This is a genomic window from Gordonia sp. PDNC005, from assembly GCF_016919385.1.
Lineage (GTDB): Bacteria > Actinomycetota > Actinomycetes > Mycobacteriales > Mycobacteriaceae > Gordonia.
In genome coordinates, this window is record NZ_CP070351.1 from 2,308,702 (window position 1) to 2,322,937 (window position 14,236).

Annotated in this window: 15 protein-coding genes and 1 tRNA gene; 9 read left to right on the forward strand and 7 right to left on the reverse strand. The window is 65.5% G+C overall.

The window, feature by feature from the left end; translation table 11 throughout:
* Position 1: 1 nt before the first annotated feature.
* The 5 genes from JVX90_RS10890 to JVX90_RS10910 form a co-directional block, all read right to left on the reverse strand.
* Positions 2–817: a serine hydrolase domain-containing protein gene (locus tag JVX90_RS10890; RefSeq protein ID WP_205328803.1), complete on the reverse strand. Its 816-nt coding sequence runs from the start codon at positions 815–817 to the stop codon at positions 2–4.
* Between the two features lie 11 nt (positions 818–828).
* Positions 829–1,728, reverse strand: a complete 900-nt coding sequence (locus JVX90_RS10895) for a hypothetical protein (protein WP_205328804.1) — start codon at positions 1,726–1,728, stop codon at positions 829–831.
* 202 nt (positions 1,729–1,930) lie between these two features.
* Positions 1,931–3,061: an NDMA-dependent alcohol dehydrogenase gene (locus JVX90_RS10900; protein WP_205328805.1), complete on the reverse strand. Its 1,131-nt coding sequence runs from the start codon at positions 3,059–3,061 to the stop codon at positions 1,931–1,933.
* Between the two features lie 174 nt (positions 3,062–3,235).
* On the reverse strand, positions 3,236–4,834 hold the full coding sequence (gene fadD5, locus JVX90_RS10905) for a fatty-acid--CoA ligase FadD5 (RefSeq protein ID WP_205328806.1): 1,599 nt from the start codon (positions 4,832–4,834) through the stop codon (positions 3,236–3,238).
* Between the two features lie 56 nt (positions 4,835–4,890).
* Complete coding sequence (locus JVX90_RS10910) at positions 4,891–5,688, reverse strand: enoyl-CoA hydratase-related protein (protein ID WP_205328807.1); 798 nt, start codon at positions 5,686–5,688, stop codon at positions 4,891–4,893.
* A gap of 180 nt (positions 5,689–5,868) precedes the next feature.
* On the opposite strand from JVX90_RS10910, the gene JVX90_RS10915 reads away from it, so the two are divergent.
* A complete protein-coding gene (locus JVX90_RS10915; RefSeq protein ID WP_205328808.1) occupies positions 5,869–7,014 on the forward strand; it encodes a TetR/AcrR family transcriptional regulator in 1,146 nt (381 codons plus the stop codon).
* 86 nt (positions 7,015–7,100) lie between these two features.
* Here JVX90_RS10915 and JVX90_RS10920 read toward each other — a convergent pair whose 3' ends face one another.
* Complete coding sequence (locus tag JVX90_RS10920) at positions 7,101–7,754, reverse strand: hypothetical protein (RefSeq protein WP_205328809.1); 654 nt, start codon at positions 7,752–7,754, stop codon at positions 7,101–7,103.
* A gap of 121 nt (positions 7,755–7,875) precedes the next feature.
* Here JVX90_RS10920 and JVX90_RS10925 point away from each other — a divergent pair, with 121 nt between their 5' ends.
* The 8 genes from JVX90_RS10925 to JVX90_RS10960 all read left to right on the forward strand — a co-directional run bounded on the left by JVX90_RS10925 (position 7,876) and on the right by JVX90_RS10960 (position 13,086).
* Complete coding sequence (locus JVX90_RS10925) at positions 7,876–9,015, forward strand: acyl-CoA dehydrogenase family protein (protein WP_205328810.1); 1,140 nt, start codon at positions 7,876–7,878, stop codon at positions 9,013–9,015.
* On the forward strand, positions 9,005–9,688 hold the full coding sequence (locus JVX90_RS10930; RefSeq protein WP_205328811.1) for a GntR family transcriptional regulator: 684 nt from the start codon (positions 9,005–9,007) through the stop codon (positions 9,686–9,688). The genes JVX90_RS10925 and JVX90_RS10930 overlap by 11 nt, the downstream gene beginning before the upstream one ends.
* A 63-nt stretch (positions 9,689–9,751) precedes the next feature.
* Positions 9,752–9,824: transfer RNA gene (locus JVX90_RS10935), tRNA-Asn, on the forward strand.
* A gap of 260 nt (positions 9,825–10,084) precedes the next feature.
* A complete protein-coding gene (locus JVX90_RS10940; RefSeq protein WP_205328812.1) occupies positions 10,085–10,579 on the forward strand; it encodes an FBP domain-containing protein in 495 nt (164 codons plus the stop codon).
* Between the two features lie 294 nt (positions 10,580–10,873).
* On the forward strand, positions 10,874–11,275 hold the full coding sequence (locus JVX90_RS10945; protein ID WP_205328813.1) for a DUF302 domain-containing protein: 402 nt from the start codon (positions 10,874–10,876) through the stop codon (positions 11,273–11,275).
* 3 nt (positions 11,276–11,278) lie between these two features.
* Entirely contained in the window at positions 11,279–11,539 is a 261-nt protein-coding gene (locus tag JVX90_RS10950) for a metal-sensitive transcriptional regulator (protein WP_205328814.1), read from the forward strand.
* Between the two features lie 59 nt (positions 11,540–11,598).
* Positions 11,599–12,198 (forward strand): TetR/AcrR family transcriptional regulator, encoded by a 600-nt coding sequence (locus JVX90_RS10955; protein WP_205328815.1) that lies wholly within the window; start codon positions 11,599–11,601, stop codon positions 12,196–12,198.
* Between the two features lie 99 nt (positions 12,199–12,297).
* Entirely contained in the window at positions 12,298–13,086 is a 789-nt protein-coding gene (locus JVX90_RS10960) for a thioesterase family protein (RefSeq protein WP_205328816.1), read from the forward strand.
* On the opposite strand, the gene JVX90_RS10965 is transcribed toward JVX90_RS10960, so the two are convergent.
* Positions 13,055–14,224, reverse strand: coding sequence for an NAD(P)/FAD-dependent oxidoreductase (locus JVX90_RS10965; protein ID WP_205328817.1), 1,170 nt, complete (start codon positions 14,222–14,224; stop codon positions 13,055–13,057). The genes JVX90_RS10960 and JVX90_RS10965 overlap by 32 nt on opposite strands.
* Positions 14,225–14,236 lie beyond the last annotated feature (12 nt).

Consider the following 14,236-nt stretch of genomic DNA (forward strand, 5'->3'; position numbering starts at 1 on the left):
GTCAGCGACGGAGTTCGTTCACGACGGCGTCGTTGAACTCGCTCCACAACGGCTTCGCCCACGCACCGAAGGGGCGGTCGGTCAGGACCACACACGCGGCACCTAGCACCGGGTCCACCCACAGGAATGTGCCGGCCTGACCGAAGTGGCCGAACGTCTGAGGCGAATTCGCCGTTCCAGTCCAGTGCGGCGTCTTCTCTCCCCGAATCTCGAAGCCAAGACCCCAGTCGCACGGCCGGTGTCTGCCGTACCCGGGGACGAAGCCGTCAAGGCCGGGAAACTGCACCGTCGTCGCAGCAGCTGCTGTCGCCGGAGTGAGCACCCGGGGTGCCAGCAGATCGCCTGCGAAACGGGCGAGGTCGTCCACGTTCGACCGAGCGCCATGCCCGGCCGGGCCCGCGAGCACGGTCGACGTCATGCCGAGCGGTTCGCACACCGCTTCGCCGAGATAGTCCTCGAATGCGATGTCCGTGTGTGCAGTGACGAGTTCGGCGAGAGCTTCGAAACCTGCGCTCGAATAGATGCGCTGCTCCCCCGGGCCCGCCTGCGGCTCACGCGAGTCGAACGCCATGCCCGACGCGTGGGACAGCAGATGTCGGACGGTCGCGCCGGGTAGACCGGCCGGAGTCGACAGGTCGACCGCCTCCTCGTCGACCGCAACCAGGACGGCCTGCGCGACGAGCAGCTTCGTCACCGACGCCAATTCGTAGACGCGCGAGGTGTCGCCGACAGCCGAGACGACGACGCCCCCGGGGCCGATGATCGCCCCGGCGACGTTGTCGACCGGCCAACGCGGCAGGTCATTCAGGACCGACACCGTTAGCCCGCCTACGGCGTCGCTGGAACGGTCGACGACTGGGGCTCACCCTCATGCACTTCGGAATCGGGCTTCTCTGCGGGTGACTTCACTTCCGGCGTGCCGGAGGTCTCGATGAACTGGTCATCGTCGAGAGTGGACTTGACGTCGTCCACCTCGCCCAGCACACGATCGACGTCCGCGGCGGTGTAACCGCAGTTGTTGATCGCCTCCGACACCCACTTCTTAGTGAGACGCGGGATGTTGCCTGCATGCGCGTCGGCGACCGACGTGTGCTCTTTCGTCTTCGTCGAGCGGCGCAGGTCCGGAACGTCCTCGCAGACGTGGAAGGCAGAGCCACCCTTGACCCAGACGACCTCGTCCTTGCCGGTCAGTTCTTTCACGACATTGGTCTCAACGCTGTACTGCTCGACCGACGGCGGATTCCAGTCGGCACTGGCCAGGCCGACTGCTGCGGCGATGACGATTGCGATGCCGCCGGCGATGCCCTTCTGCTTGCCGTCCATGTCCTTGTTCAGGAAGATCATCACGATCAGCGGCAGGAACGCGATCACGGTGATGATGACGCCGAGCTGGTTCTGGACGAAGAAGCGAACCGTGTCCTTGCGCGACGCCGGGTCGAGACGGTTCGCCTTCTTCCACAGCAGCGAACCGCCGAGTGCAAAAGCACCGATGGCGACAAGCATGACGATGAGCAGCCACATGAGGATGGGATCCTGCCGGAGCACCCAGAAGATTGCGAAAAGTTCCCCGCCGATGGCGATCGCCCACAGCACCGCAGCGATGATGCGGAACGTCAGCGCCTTCGACTTCGCCTCTGGCGAGGCCGACCACGAACCACCGCTCGTCGTCTGCTGTTCCGCGACTTCGGCGCCCTTTTTCGCTCGTGAGCTCCGGCTGTTCTCGGCCATGTGTTTCCTCCCGCATTCCTTCTCGACGCCGCTCGGAGAGCGGGTCGGGTTCCGCTCAACGAACGGGTTCACGTCCGCCCGATGAGCGCGTCATCTCCGCCCTTCGAGCGCAGTCGAGAAGAACATTAATGCAGATTCGCGCGAGAAACGCAGAAGGCCCGCCGACTCGAAGTCGGCGGGCCTCATGCGAGGTTCGCGAAGATCAGTGATCGGCGTCCGTGTAGCGAATGACACCGCGGATGTTGCGGCCTTCGAGCATGTCGGTGTAGCCCTCGTTGATCTGGTCGAGGGTGTATTCGCGGGTGATCATGTCGGCGATGTTGAGCTTGCCGATCTTGTACATCGACAGTAGGAGCGGGATGTCGAGCTTCGGGTTCGCGCCACCGAAGATCGAGCCCTGCAGGTTCTTCTGCAGCAGTGTCAGCATCGCCAGGTTCAGCGTCACCTGGTTGTCCATCATGTTGCCCATGCCGGTCAGGACGCACGTGCCGTTCTTAGCGGTGATCGACAGCCAGGTGTCGACGTCCTTGCCGAACACTTCGCCGACGGTGACGATGACCTTCTGGCACATGCCCCACTCGGTGGCGTTGCCGATCTCGTTCATTGCCTCTTCGACGGTCGCGAACGCCTGTGTCGCACCGAATTTGAGCGCCTGCTCCCGCTTCCACTCGACGGGGTCGATGGCGAACACGTTGCGTGCGCCTGCGATCACGGCGCCCTGGAGCGCTGCGGTGCCCACGCCGCCGACGCCGACGATGGCGACGTCTTCGCCCGGGCGGACGTCGCCACTGCGGGTGGACGAGCCGTAGCCGGTGGGGATGCCGCAGCCGCAGAGTGCTGCGACCTCGAACGGGATGTCCTTGTCGATCTTCACCGCGGACGCCTCGTGGACCACCATGTAGGGCGAGAAGGTGCCGAGCAGGGTCATCGGGTAGACGGGCTCGCCGTCGGTGGTGTGGATCCGGAACGTGTGGTCCGAGACGGCCTCACCCTGGAGCAGCATGGCGCCGAAGTCGCAGAGGTTGGCGACGCCGGCCTTACAGGACTTGCACTTGCCACACGATGGGATGAACGACAGCACGACGTGGTCGCCGACCTCGAAGTCGGTGACGCCTTCACCGAGCGCTTCGACGACGCCTGCGCCCTCGTGGCCGCCGAGGATCGGGAATCCGCCCATCGGGATGCCGCCGGTCATCAGGTGATGGTCCGAGTGGCACATGCCCGCGGCTTCCATGCGGATCCTGATCTCGTGCGCCTTGGGGTCGCCGATCTCGATCTCTTCGATCTGCCACGGCTGGTTCAGCTCCCGCAGGAGTGCGCCCTTCGTCTTCACCTTCACAACCTCACTTCGAACGGATGTCTTCTCGGGCCACGCGTTTCGCGTCGCGCGGGATCGTGCTTCGCTTGTGAGAGTAGTCACCTGAGACGGAAATTGAAACACGTTCCAGTTTTGGCACTGGAACGTGTTTCGATTCCGCTGCTCAGACGGCTATCTCAAGAGACACGATCAGCTCTTGAGGCCCGCGTCCTTGCTGCCGTACGCCTGCCGCAGACCCGGCTTCACCACCTTGCCGCCCGCGTTTCGCGGCAGCTCGTCCACGACGACGATGTCCTTGGGGTGCTTGAAACGGGCGAGGTTGTCGTTGAGGAACGGTTCAAGCTCCTCGATGGTCAGCTCGTCGACCCCCTCGGCGAGCACCACGACGCCGACGGGAACTTCACCCCACTTGTCGTGAGCGCGACCGATCACAGCGGCTTCCAGGATCTTCGGATGCGAGTACAGGACGTTCTCGACCTCGGCACAGTAGATGTTCTCTCCACCGGAGATGATCATGTCCTTGGCTCGGTCGACGACGAACAGGAATCCCTCCTCATCGGCGCGCACGAGGTCGCCCGAATGGAACCAGCCACCACGGAACGCATCGGCAGTGCCCTGCTGGTTCTGCCAGTACCCGGCCATCAGATTCGCACCCCGATAGACGATCTCACCCACCTCGCCCTGCGGCACGTCGTTCATCTCCGGGTCGACGATGCGCGCGGTCACCGCGGGCACCACCTTTCCGATGGAACCGATCTTGCGCTGTGCGTCCTTGCCTTCGAGCACACACGTGATCGGCGACATCTCCGTCTGACCGAAGACTGCGATGTTCAACGCATCCGGGAACGTGTCGTTCATCGCCTGCAGCACGGTGTCCGACGCCGGTGCGGCGCCCCACGAGATCACGCGCAGCTTCACATCGCGCGGCTTGGCCTGTTGGGCCGCGCAGACGGCCTGCCACTGAGCCGGAACCAGGAAGATCGACGTGGTGCCTTCGCGTTCCAGAGTGTCGAGCATGTCGTTCGGATCGAACGCCCCGAGCGGATGGATCACCGACAGTGCGCCGATGTAGATCAACGCCGTCATCGCACCGAGTGCGGCGATGTGGAACATCGGAGCGACACACGAACCGATGTCGTCGGCCGACGTGTTCAGCGCCTGCAGCGTCGTCTGCGCCTGCGACTGCAGGTTCTGGTGAGTCAACATCGCACCCTTGGGCTTACCCGTGGTACCCGACGTGTACATGATCAGGGCGATCGTCTCTTCCGGGATGTCGATGTCCGGAAGCGGATCTCCTTCTTCTGCCACCAGGGCCTCGTAGTCCAGGTGACCGTCGTTCTGTGCTCCGCCGACGACGATCGTGTGCTCGATCGCGCCGGTGGCAGCGGACACCGCATCTGCCAGCGGCGCGAGCATCGTCTCGGTCACGACGACCTTCGCTCCCGAGTCGGATACGAGGTAGGCGATCTCTGGCGGGGTCATGCGGAAGTTCACCGGGACCGGGATCGCGCCGATCAGGTTCGCCGCGAACACCAACTCGACGTACTCCGTGCGGTTGAGCATGATCACGAGGATTCGATCGCCGAACGACACCCCGCGACGCAGGAGCGACGCAGCCAGCGAGTGAGTGCGCGCGTCGAGTTGGGACCACGTGGTGGTGGTGCCCATGAACCGCAGCGCCGGAGCATCCGGCTTCATCTCCGCATGTCGACGGACCTGGTTGTTCCAGTGGTGGCGGCGCGAACGCTGCGGCTCGGCGTTGAGGGCGAAGCCCAGTACGTCGGTCATCTCTTCTAGCTCCTCGATCTCAGGTCGTGCGATGGGGTTCGGGGTGATGCGGGGGGTCATTTGCCGACGAACGCGGCGAGCGCTCGCCGGAAGGCCGGGGATTGCAGGAGATGTGTCTGGCCCGCGATCTCGCGGTCGATCGCGTCGCTGTAGCCGACCAGCGAATGCGCGTCGAGGGCCGCCTTCGTCACCGTGAGGGCGTCGGGCGAGCTCTTGAGAAGTCGGCCGACGACGCGATCGACTGTCGCCGCCAACGCATCGGCGTCGTCGACGACGGCGTTGATCAGACCAGCGTCGAGCGCTTCGGGCGCCCACAGCTTCTCCCCCAGGAGGGCGAGCGAGTTAGCCCGCGCACGCCCGAGCGACGCGGTGAAGAGCGCAGTCGCTCCACCGTCGGGCATCAGGCCGATGTTTACGAACGCGAGCAGAAAGTAGGCACGACTCGTCGCGTAGACGAGGTCGGCGGCGACTGCCAGGGACGCGCCGATCCCGACCGCGGCGCCGTCGACCGCCGCGACCACGGGCATCGGCAGTGACCGCATCGCCCCGATCAGCCGGGAACCGTTCTCGATGATCGTGCGGGATGCCGATTCGTCGAACCCTCCGGTCGCCGCCGAGTCCGCGGCCATGCCGGCGACATCTGCGCCTGCACAGAACGACCCGCCTCGACCGGTGATCACAACAACTCGGATGTCCGAGCGCGTCGCGAAGTCACGACAGAGTTCGATGATCCGCCCGGAGGCCACGCCGTCGAGCGCGTTCATCCGTTCCGGTCGATCGATCTCGATGTGCGCAACACCACGATCGTCGATCTCGTCGCGGACACCGCCGTTGAACTCGGCCTCGTCGCTCATCGTTCCTCGCACCACCGTCGGACTTGTCGTTGATATGCCACACACCGTAACAGGAAGAGTGACGGAAGTCATGCGAATGTTGATTAACTTATAAGTCAACTTACTGGGCGGTTACCTGCGTTTATCAGACTTCAGATGATTCTCGGCAAGTTTCTCCGGGCTTCGATACCATCGCTACCCATGACCATCCGGCCTGCCGATCGGCGCGAGAGGATCCTGTCGGCGGCCGCGACCGCGTTCAGCTCCGAGGGCTACGCCGCGACCCGTTTGTCGGACATCGCAGACGAGGTGGGGATCTCCGCACCTGCCCTGTATCGCCACTTCGACACGAAATACGGGCTGTTCGCCGCAACTGTCGAGCAGTTGTCCCGACGTGTGGACGAGGCCGTGTCGAGTGTTCCCACCCGTGACGATCCGAGGGCCGAGTTCGCCGCGGTCCTCACCGCGTTCACCGACATGACGTTCGTCCGCCGCGCCGGCGGGAATCTGTATCGATGGGAGGACCGGGTGCTGCGCGCCGAGGATCGCACGTACACACGCGACGTGCGGATCCGACTGAACCGCAGACTCAGGGCGCTCGTCGAGGCGGCCCGACCCGATGTCGACCGCGCGACGGCACAGGCCGTGACCATAGCATCCCTCTCCGTGGCGGCGAGCGCGACCACCCACCGCGCAGTCCTGGGCCGACGCGCCGCAGTCGACCTGCTGTCGAACGCCGCAGCTCGCATCGTCGAGGTGGACGTGCCCCAGCACACAGCCGCCCAGGTCCCCACTGCCGGGTTGGCGCCTACCGGCAGACGCGAGGCGATCCTTGCGGCGTCGGTGCGACTCTTCGCCGATCGAGGCTTCCACGAGGTGACGGTCGACGACATCGGCAACGCCGTCGGACTGCCGGCCTCCGGCGTCTACCGTCACTTCTCGTCCAAGAGCGCCATCCTCGCGGCCGCCCTCTGGCGAACGGCGGACCGCACCACAGACGCAGTCGCTGCGGCTCTTGCCCAAGCGCAGACGCCGAGCGAGGCGGTCGTGGCCCTTGCCGAGCGGTACAGCGATCTCTGCGTCGACGCGCCCGACATCATGACCGTCTACATGAACGGGATCGGCGCGGTGGACGACAGCGAGCGTCGAGCTCTGCGTCGAAGCCAACGACTCAACGTCGACGAATGGGCAGCCTGGGTCGTACGCGCGCGGCCAGACCTGACCACCGCGCAGGCGCGATTCCTCGTCCACGCGAGCCTGAATGTCGCGACCGATCTGGTCAACGGGCAGCCCGGGATCGGGAAGCCCCTGGTGGCGGCGGCATGCGCGAAGACATTGACCGGCTGACGCCGCAAGCGGGAAGGCGTCCCTACTGCCCCAGCTGCACCAGACGTCCCGCCGCCGTTCTAGTGGCGCGTGGCAACTCGCCGACGCTAGACGACGTCCAACCCGGAGACCAGCCAACGACCGTCGGTCTTCACAAGTGTCAGTTCCACACGCGACTGCGACGGATCCCCCTGGCCGAGGACCGGCGCATCAGGGCTGGTCACTGCCATGTCGAGAGCCACGAGGACCACCGCCTGGTCGGGGTCGATGGACACGATGCCCGCACTGGTCGCCGAGCCCTTCGACGACGCCTTAGCTTCGTCGTTCGCCTTCCGCGCGAGCTGGGACGACTTGATGTACTCGTCGGCGAACTCGGGAGCCGAGATCGCTCGAATACGCCGATCGAGGTCGTCGTACTTGCCTGATTGATAGGTGAACATCTCCGACGCGTACGTCTTCGCGTCGCGGAGCGCACCCTGCTCGTCGGTGCCGCCATCGTTCCCCGACTTCCCCGCGAGGAGCACTCCGAGCACGATCACCGCCACCACCAGGACTGCCACTGTCGCGCCCAGTGCCACGACAACGACGTTGCGTCGGCCGGACCCCGACAACTCAGCCGTGTCGCCCGACTTCGTGAGGTCGACGGCGTCGTCCGCCTTCCCTGCCTCCTCAACACGGATGCGTTCGCGATTCGCCCTGTTCACGGCGAGGAAGTCGTCACCGTCGAGCGGTGTCGGGGTGTCGTCAGAGCTGGAGGACATGGGCACCAATGTAGCGGCTCTTCGATGTGCCCCTTGCCACAGCTCGTCTAATCACATATATCTGATAACAGAGTGTCGCACATGGCGGCGCAGGCACCTTCCATCATCAGGAGACGTCCACATGGTCACTTTCACCCCCGAGCAGACTGCGTTCGCACAGGCGGTCACCGATTTCTGCCAGCGCGAGACCGGCACGCGCGAGCAGCGTGACAAGTGGACGAACAACGGCGAGGAGAACCACTCGCAGGAGCTGTACAAGAAGATGGCCGACCTCGGCTGGGCCGGCATCATCGTTCCGGAGGAGTTCGGCGGCGCAGGCGCCGGAAACGTCGAGCTCTGCATCTTCCTCGAGGAAGCGATCCGCAACCAGGCGCCGATCGGCGGGATCGGACCGACGCTGATCACCGCGGCGGCGTACGAGAAGTTCGCCAACGACGACCTCAAGCGTGAGGTGCTCGAAGGAGTCGTCGCGGGTGACGCGCTGTCGATCTCGATGTCCGAGCCCGAAGCAGGCTCCGACGTCGGCGCGCTCACCTGCCGTGCCGACAAGGTCGACGGCGGCTGGGTCATCAACGGCCAGAAGACGTGGTGCTCAAACGCCCATTTCGCGAAGTCGATACTGCTCATCGCTCGCACCGACCGCAGCGGCGGCAAGCACGAGGGTCTCACCCAGTTCCATATCCCCGCCGACACACCCGGCCTGCAGATCTCACAGATCGACACTCTCGGGGGCCGCGAGGTGAACGACCTCTACTTCACCGACTGCAAGGTGCCCGATTCCGCCGTCGTCGGTCAGGTCGGCAACGGCTGGAAGCAACTGATGGCCGGACTCAACACCGAACGTCTCATCCTCGCCGCGATGCAGCTCGGACTGGCACAGCGTTCATTCGACGACACTCTCGCATTCATCACCGAGCGGAAGCAGTTCGGACGCCCGATCGGTACGTTCCAGGCGTTGCGTCACCGCATGGCCGACCACGCGACGGAGATCGCGTGCACCCGAGAACTCGTGTACAGCGTCGCGAAGGCCGCCGACGCCAACCCCGACAAGCTGATGCCGCGTGAAGCGTCGATGGTCAAGCTCAAGGCCACCGAGACCAGCAAGGCCATGACGATCGACGGCATGCAGATGATGGGCGGCTACGGCTACGCCAAGGAGTTCGACGCCGAGCGGCTGATGCGCGGCGCGATCATCTCGACGGTGTTCGGCGGCACCAACGAGATCCAGCGAGACGTCATCGGAAAGACCTATGGCCTCTGAGCCGAGCTCACAGCCGGCGTTGGGCCGTCGTCCGCAGTTGTCGGAAGAGGTGGCGTCGGTCGTACGCCACAGAATCATGACGGCCGAGCTCCTCCCCGGCGAACGAGTCCGCCTAGACGAGACGGCCGCTGCGCTCGGGGTTAGCGTGACGCCGGTTCGCGAGGCATTGCTCACGCTGCGGGGCGAAGGCATGGTCGCCTTCGCCCCGCACCGCGGGTACACCGTCGCCGATCTGACCCGAACGGACGTCGCAGACCTGTTCTGGCTGCAAGGCGAAGCTGCGGCGCGCATCGCCCGGCGGACATGTGCACTCATCACTCCGTCGGAGATCGATCAACTCGCGTGGGCGAACGCGAATCTGAGGGGCGCTGCCATGTCGGGTGACGCCGCCGCGATCGTCGAGGCAGAGTTCGATTTCCACCGGACGCACAATCACGTCAGCGGCAGCGGAAAGCTCGCATGGATCCTGCAGAACGCGACGCGGTACACACCGCATCAGCTGTACGCGCGCGACCCCGAGTGGGCACGCGACGCGCTCGAAGCCCACGAGGAGTTGATCAACGCGTATCGCGAAGGTGACGGCGACGCTGCGGCCGGTGCCGTCCGCCGCCAGTTCGACGACGGCGCCGCCCGCCTCATCGGACACCTCGAATCCACCTCGATCTGGGACTGACCAGCGGTTTTGCAACGGACAGAATCCATGCGCTAGAGTTTGACCTCGGTTCGGAAAGAACATTCCCCCATAGCTCAATTGGCAGAGCAGCCGACTGTTAATCGGCAGGTTACTGGTTCGAGTCCAGTTGGGGGAGCACACAGACCCGCTGTTTCCCGCAGCGGGTTTTCTGCTGTCTGCACCCTTTCTCCGCCCGAACTCGTTTGCTGCGAGCGGTCCTCGGGCATAGCCTGGGCGTCGTGACCATTCGAATGCAGGAGGACTCCGGCGCGCTCAGCGCCGAGTCAAGATGACCGCGCCCCGCAGCCGATCCGTGCGATCGGCCGCTTAACGGTCCCCTCATTCACGCGCGCGGCAGCCGCACCGGCCCGCGCACCTCACGAACGGTTGCATTCGATGCGCACACTCACCCAGAAGCAGATCCTGTCCGCATTCCGCGGCACCACGAAGAGCGAACTCGCCCGGGTCACCTTCCCTCTCGACTTCAACGACGTCGACTTCTCCCGCCGCGAGTTCTACGGTTGGCGCGACCGCAAGATCCCGCGCCGCGCGTACATCGTCGTTGAACTGGGCGACGAGCTCGTCGCGCTCATCCTGACCCGCGCCGAGGCGAAGCCGTCCCGTCGTGCGATGTGCGCGTGGTGCCGAGACGTCGACCTCTCACAGGACGCCGTCCTCTACACCACCCGCCGCACCGGGTCGCGTGGCCGACGCGGCGACACGATCGGCGCCCTGGTGTGCGAGGACTTCGGCTGCCCGAAGCACGCCCGCAAACTGCCACCCGCCTACCACAAGGGCACCGACCTCGACGCGATCCGCGCCATGCAGGTCGACGAGATGACGCGTCGCGTCGAGGCGTTCGTCGCCGAGGTCCTGTCGACCCAGGACTGAACGGCGACGGCGACGTCAGTCGTGGGCAAACGTGCCCGACGCAGGCCGCGCGGCGACCACCACGCCGCGCGGCCTGCCAGGCACAGGATCACCGGCAGGAGGACCAGCTCCACGTGACGATGCGCCCGTGGGCGGCCGCCCAGAGGCCGAGTGCACCGAGGCGACCGCGCCGTCGCCCTTCATCCGCGAGTCTCGACATCGTTTCTGTTACCTGCATCCATCCCCCTCATCCCCCTAGGGGGTTATGAGATACTCGGTGGAGGACGTCCCCACACTGTGCAGAGGAGCCGAGGAATGACGTCATTCACCATGTCCACAACAGTCGCCACGCAGTACGACGAGACCGTCGCGCGCGTTCGCGAAGCACTCGCCGACGCCGGATTCGGCGTTCTCACCGAAATCGACATCAAGGCGACACTGAAGACCAAACTCGACGTCGACATCGAACCGAAGATCATCCTCGGCGCATGCCGACCCCAATTGGCCCACCAGGCACTGGCCGCCGATCCGCGGGTCGCCGCGCTGCTCCCGTGCAACGTCGTCGTCTCCGCCGACGGACCACACAGCTCATTGGTCGAGATCATGGACCCGTCCGTCATGGAGGACTTCACCGGCACCGCCGAACTCGGCCCGATCGCCACGGATGCGAAAGAGCGACTCTCCGGTGTCCTCACCGCACTCAGCGAAGGACTCTGAACAATGCAGCTGCCCGACGAGGACCTCAAACCGGTCCTCACCCGCCTGCGTCGAGCACACGGCCACCTCGCGAGCGTCATTCGCATGCTCGAAGAGGGTTCCGAGTGCGAGGACGCGCTCACCCAGTTGGCCGCCGTCGACAAGGCTCTCCGACGCAGCGGATACACCATGGTTGCCACCGGCCTGGAGCACTGCTTGATCAATGAGGGGCCCGAGAACGTCGACAAGGAGAAGCTGGAGCGACTGTTCCTGTCATTCGCGTGACATGCCGATCCTCAACACCTGTTCGACATTGTCGGCCGGTGATGTGTCACCGTTGATCGGTGAGCACACCGACCGACCGCACGTCGCGACGCCGCGACCGGCGCAAGGCCGAGATGATCCAGGCGGCCCTCGCACTGCTGTCAGCGAACGGATATCACGGCATGCGCTTCGAAGACGTCGCCGAACGTGCCGACATCGCCAAAGCCAGCCTCTACTACTACTTCCCCAGCAAGGACCAGCTGGTCGCCGAAGCGTTGGCCAAGCTGACCGACGACGTCGTGGGGCGTCTGACCACCGCCCTCGAACCCTTGACCGGAGCGCCGGCGAGGGCCCGCTTTCGAGTGCTGGTCGACACCCAGCTCGACATTCTGACTGTCGACTACCCCGAGGTGGGGGCGATCTTCTCCTTTCCAGCCCCGTGGCCGGCCGAGCACGCGACCGCGATCAAGGCGATGCGGCGCACACACGACATGATCTTCCGCGACGTCGTCGACGCCGGCGTCGCGAGCGGCGAGTTCACTACCTCCGACCCGGCAGTGGCCCTGCACTGCCTCCACGGAATGCTCAATCACGCCTCCCTGTGGCTCGACCCGACGTCCGACGCCGAACGCCGCCAACGCGACGCCGTCGTCGACGCGGCACTCCGCCTGTTCGTCTGATCACGTCATTGCGGTAGACGAGGCGGGCCCGGATAGTCGTTTCAGCACTTTCGACCCCAGGGTTGATAAATTGGCATTCGGGTCGATACGCTCCGAACCATGACTGGGAACAGCGACGTCGAGCCCTATTTCCACGCCCTTGGCGATGGCCGGTATCGGGCGACGAATCATGTGCAGGGTGCATGGTCGTTGGACGAACAACACATCGCGGCGCCTTTGGGACTGCTGACGCACGTGGTCGAGAACGATCACGCAGCCCGTCGGGGCGACCTCGTGATCAGCAGGCTCTCCTTCGACATCCTCGGCATAATGCCGATCGGCGAGGTCGACCTCGCAGCCGAGGTGGTCCGGCCGGGTCGGACCATCGAACTCGTCGAAGGCACACTCTCGTACGGCGGCCGAGTGATCGTCCGCCTGCGCGCCTGGCTCACCACGCCGTCCGACACGTCGTCCGTCGCGGGCACCGGATTCGATCCGATCCCCCCGGTCGACGCGCACGAACCATGGGATGCTTCGCAGATGTGGGGTGGCGGCTACATCGCGTCCGCCGAGGTGCGACGCCTCCTCCGTGAACCGGGCCGCGGGACGGTCTGGGCGCGGTCGCCGCATCCCCTCGTGGGCAACGAGACTGTCCGGCCGCTGCCGCACGCCACCCGCATGTTCGACATCGCGAACGGCATGTCGGCCCGCATGGATCCGACGACGATCGCCTACCCGAACCTCGACCTGACCGCACACCTGTTCCGCGAACCGCACGGCGAATGGATCGGCTTCGACACGTCGGTATCGTTCGGCCCCAATGGAGTCGGGCTCACATCGAGTGTCCTCCACGATGAGTCGGGACCGTTCGGCGCTCTCAACCAGTCGCTGACCCTGCGGCCTCACTGACTGACGCGTCTTCGCTGACATCTGTCGCGCGGATCGCGGCCCGCGCCGCGCGGCGTCCAGCGCGAGTCGCCCCCAGTGTCGACGCACTTCGGCCGTAGCCGACGAGGTACAGGCCCGGCGCCACGACGACGCTCACGTCGTCGTCGGCCATCAGCACGCCACCCGCCGGGTCGCGGATTCCCAGGGGAGCGAGGTGACCGAGAGCCGCCCGAAACCCAGTGGCCCAGAGGATCACGTCCACCGGCTCGTGGGTACCGTCGGCGAAGTCGACCCCGTCATCGGTGAGCGCCGCGATGGCGCCTCGGGAGACGAGCAGTCCACGTTCCACATCGACACGCCCTTCGGCGGTGAGCGGAAGCCCGGTCGCGGCAACGACACTCAGCGGCCGCAGGCCCGCCCGGGTCCGCGCAGCGACGCTGTTCTCGACATCGAGACCCCACATCGGGTCGAACGGCGCCTCCCGCCACCGCGGCGGCGTCCGCGTCGACCACAGCGTGTCGACACCCGCCTCGTCGAGCATCTGGAGGAACTGAACCGCGGAGATGCCGCCTCCGACGACGAGCACTCGACGTCCCACGAAATCCGCGGGCTCCGTGAAGTCACGCGTGGTCAGCTGACGACCGCCGAACGAGCCCGGATACCACGGCACGTATGGGTGATCCCACGTTCCGGTCCCCGAGATGACTGCACCCGCGCGGTAGACCGCGGTCCGACCGTCCGGGTGTTCCGCAGTGACCTCGTAACGTTCGACCGTCCCCACACCGGAGGGGCCTGCATCGATTCTGGTGACTGAGCGGACGCGCCAGGGGCGGTCGACCGACAGCCCCTGTTCCGTCTCGTAGCGGCTGTAGTAGCGCTTGATCACTTCGCGCGCAGGCTCGTGCGGATCGGCGTCGCCCAGTTCGGATTCGGGTAGGTCGTGAAGACCGTTCACCCGGTCGAACGTCAGGGCGTCCCATCGATGACTCCACGCGCCGCCCGCGGTCGGGTTGGCGTCGAGCACTTCGAAGTCGAATCCGGCGACGAGACCGGCTCGCTGGAGGAAATGCGCTGCCGACAGCCCGGCCTGACCGGCACCGATCACCACCACCCGACGGTGCCGCACATCAACAGTCTGCGCGTGTCCCGACTCTGTCATGTCCACTGCCAA

Bases quoted from the DNA above. Each gene is read 5' to 3' on its own strand.
- JVX90_RS10895 (WP_205328804.1), bottom strand. From the start codon at position 1,728: ATGGCCGAGAACAGCCGGAGCTCACGAGCGAAAAAGGGCGCCGAAGTC.
- fadD5 (WP_205328806.1), bottom strand. From the start codon at position 4,834: ATGACCGACGTACTGGGCTTCGCCCTCAACGCCGAGCCGCAGCGTTCG.
- JVX90_RS10910 (WP_205328807.1), bottom strand. From the start codon at position 5,688: ATGAGCGACGAGGCCGAGTTCAACGGCGGTGTCCGCGACGAGATCGAC.
- JVX90_RS10915 (WP_205328808.1), top strand. From the start codon at position 5,869: ATGACCATCCGGCCTGCCGATCGGCGCGAGAGGATCCTGTCGGCGGCC.
- JVX90_RS10920 (WP_205328809.1), bottom strand. From the start codon at position 7,754: ATGTCCTCCAGCTCTGACGACACCCCGACACCGCTCGACGGTGACGAC.
- JVX90_RS10925 (WP_205328810.1), top strand. From the start codon at position 7,876: ATGGTCACTTTCACCCCCGAGCAGACTGCGTTCGCACAGGCGGTCACC.
- JVX90_RS10930 (WP_205328811.1), top strand. From the start codon at position 9,005: ATGGCCTCTGAGCCGAGCTCACAGCCGGCGTTGGGCCGTCGTCCGCAG.
- JVX90_RS10940 (WP_205328812.1), top strand. From the start codon at position 10,085: ATGCGCACACTCACCCAGAAGCAGATCCTGTCCGCATTCCGCGGCACC.
- JVX90_RS10945 (WP_205328813.1), top strand. From the start codon at position 10,874: ATGACGTCATTCACCATGTCCACAACAGTCGCCACGCAGTACGACGAG.
- JVX90_RS10950 (WP_205328814.1), top strand. From the start codon at position 11,279: ATGCAGCTGCCCGACGAGGACCTCAAACCGGTCCTCACCCGCCTGCGT.
- JVX90_RS10960 (WP_205328816.1), top strand. From the start codon at position 12,298: ATGACTGGGAACAGCGACGTCGAGCCCTATTTCCACGCCCTTGGCGAT.
- JVX90_RS10965 (WP_205328817.1), bottom strand. From the start codon at position 14,224: ATGACAGAGTCGGGACACGCGCAGACTGTTGATGTGCGGCACCGTCGG.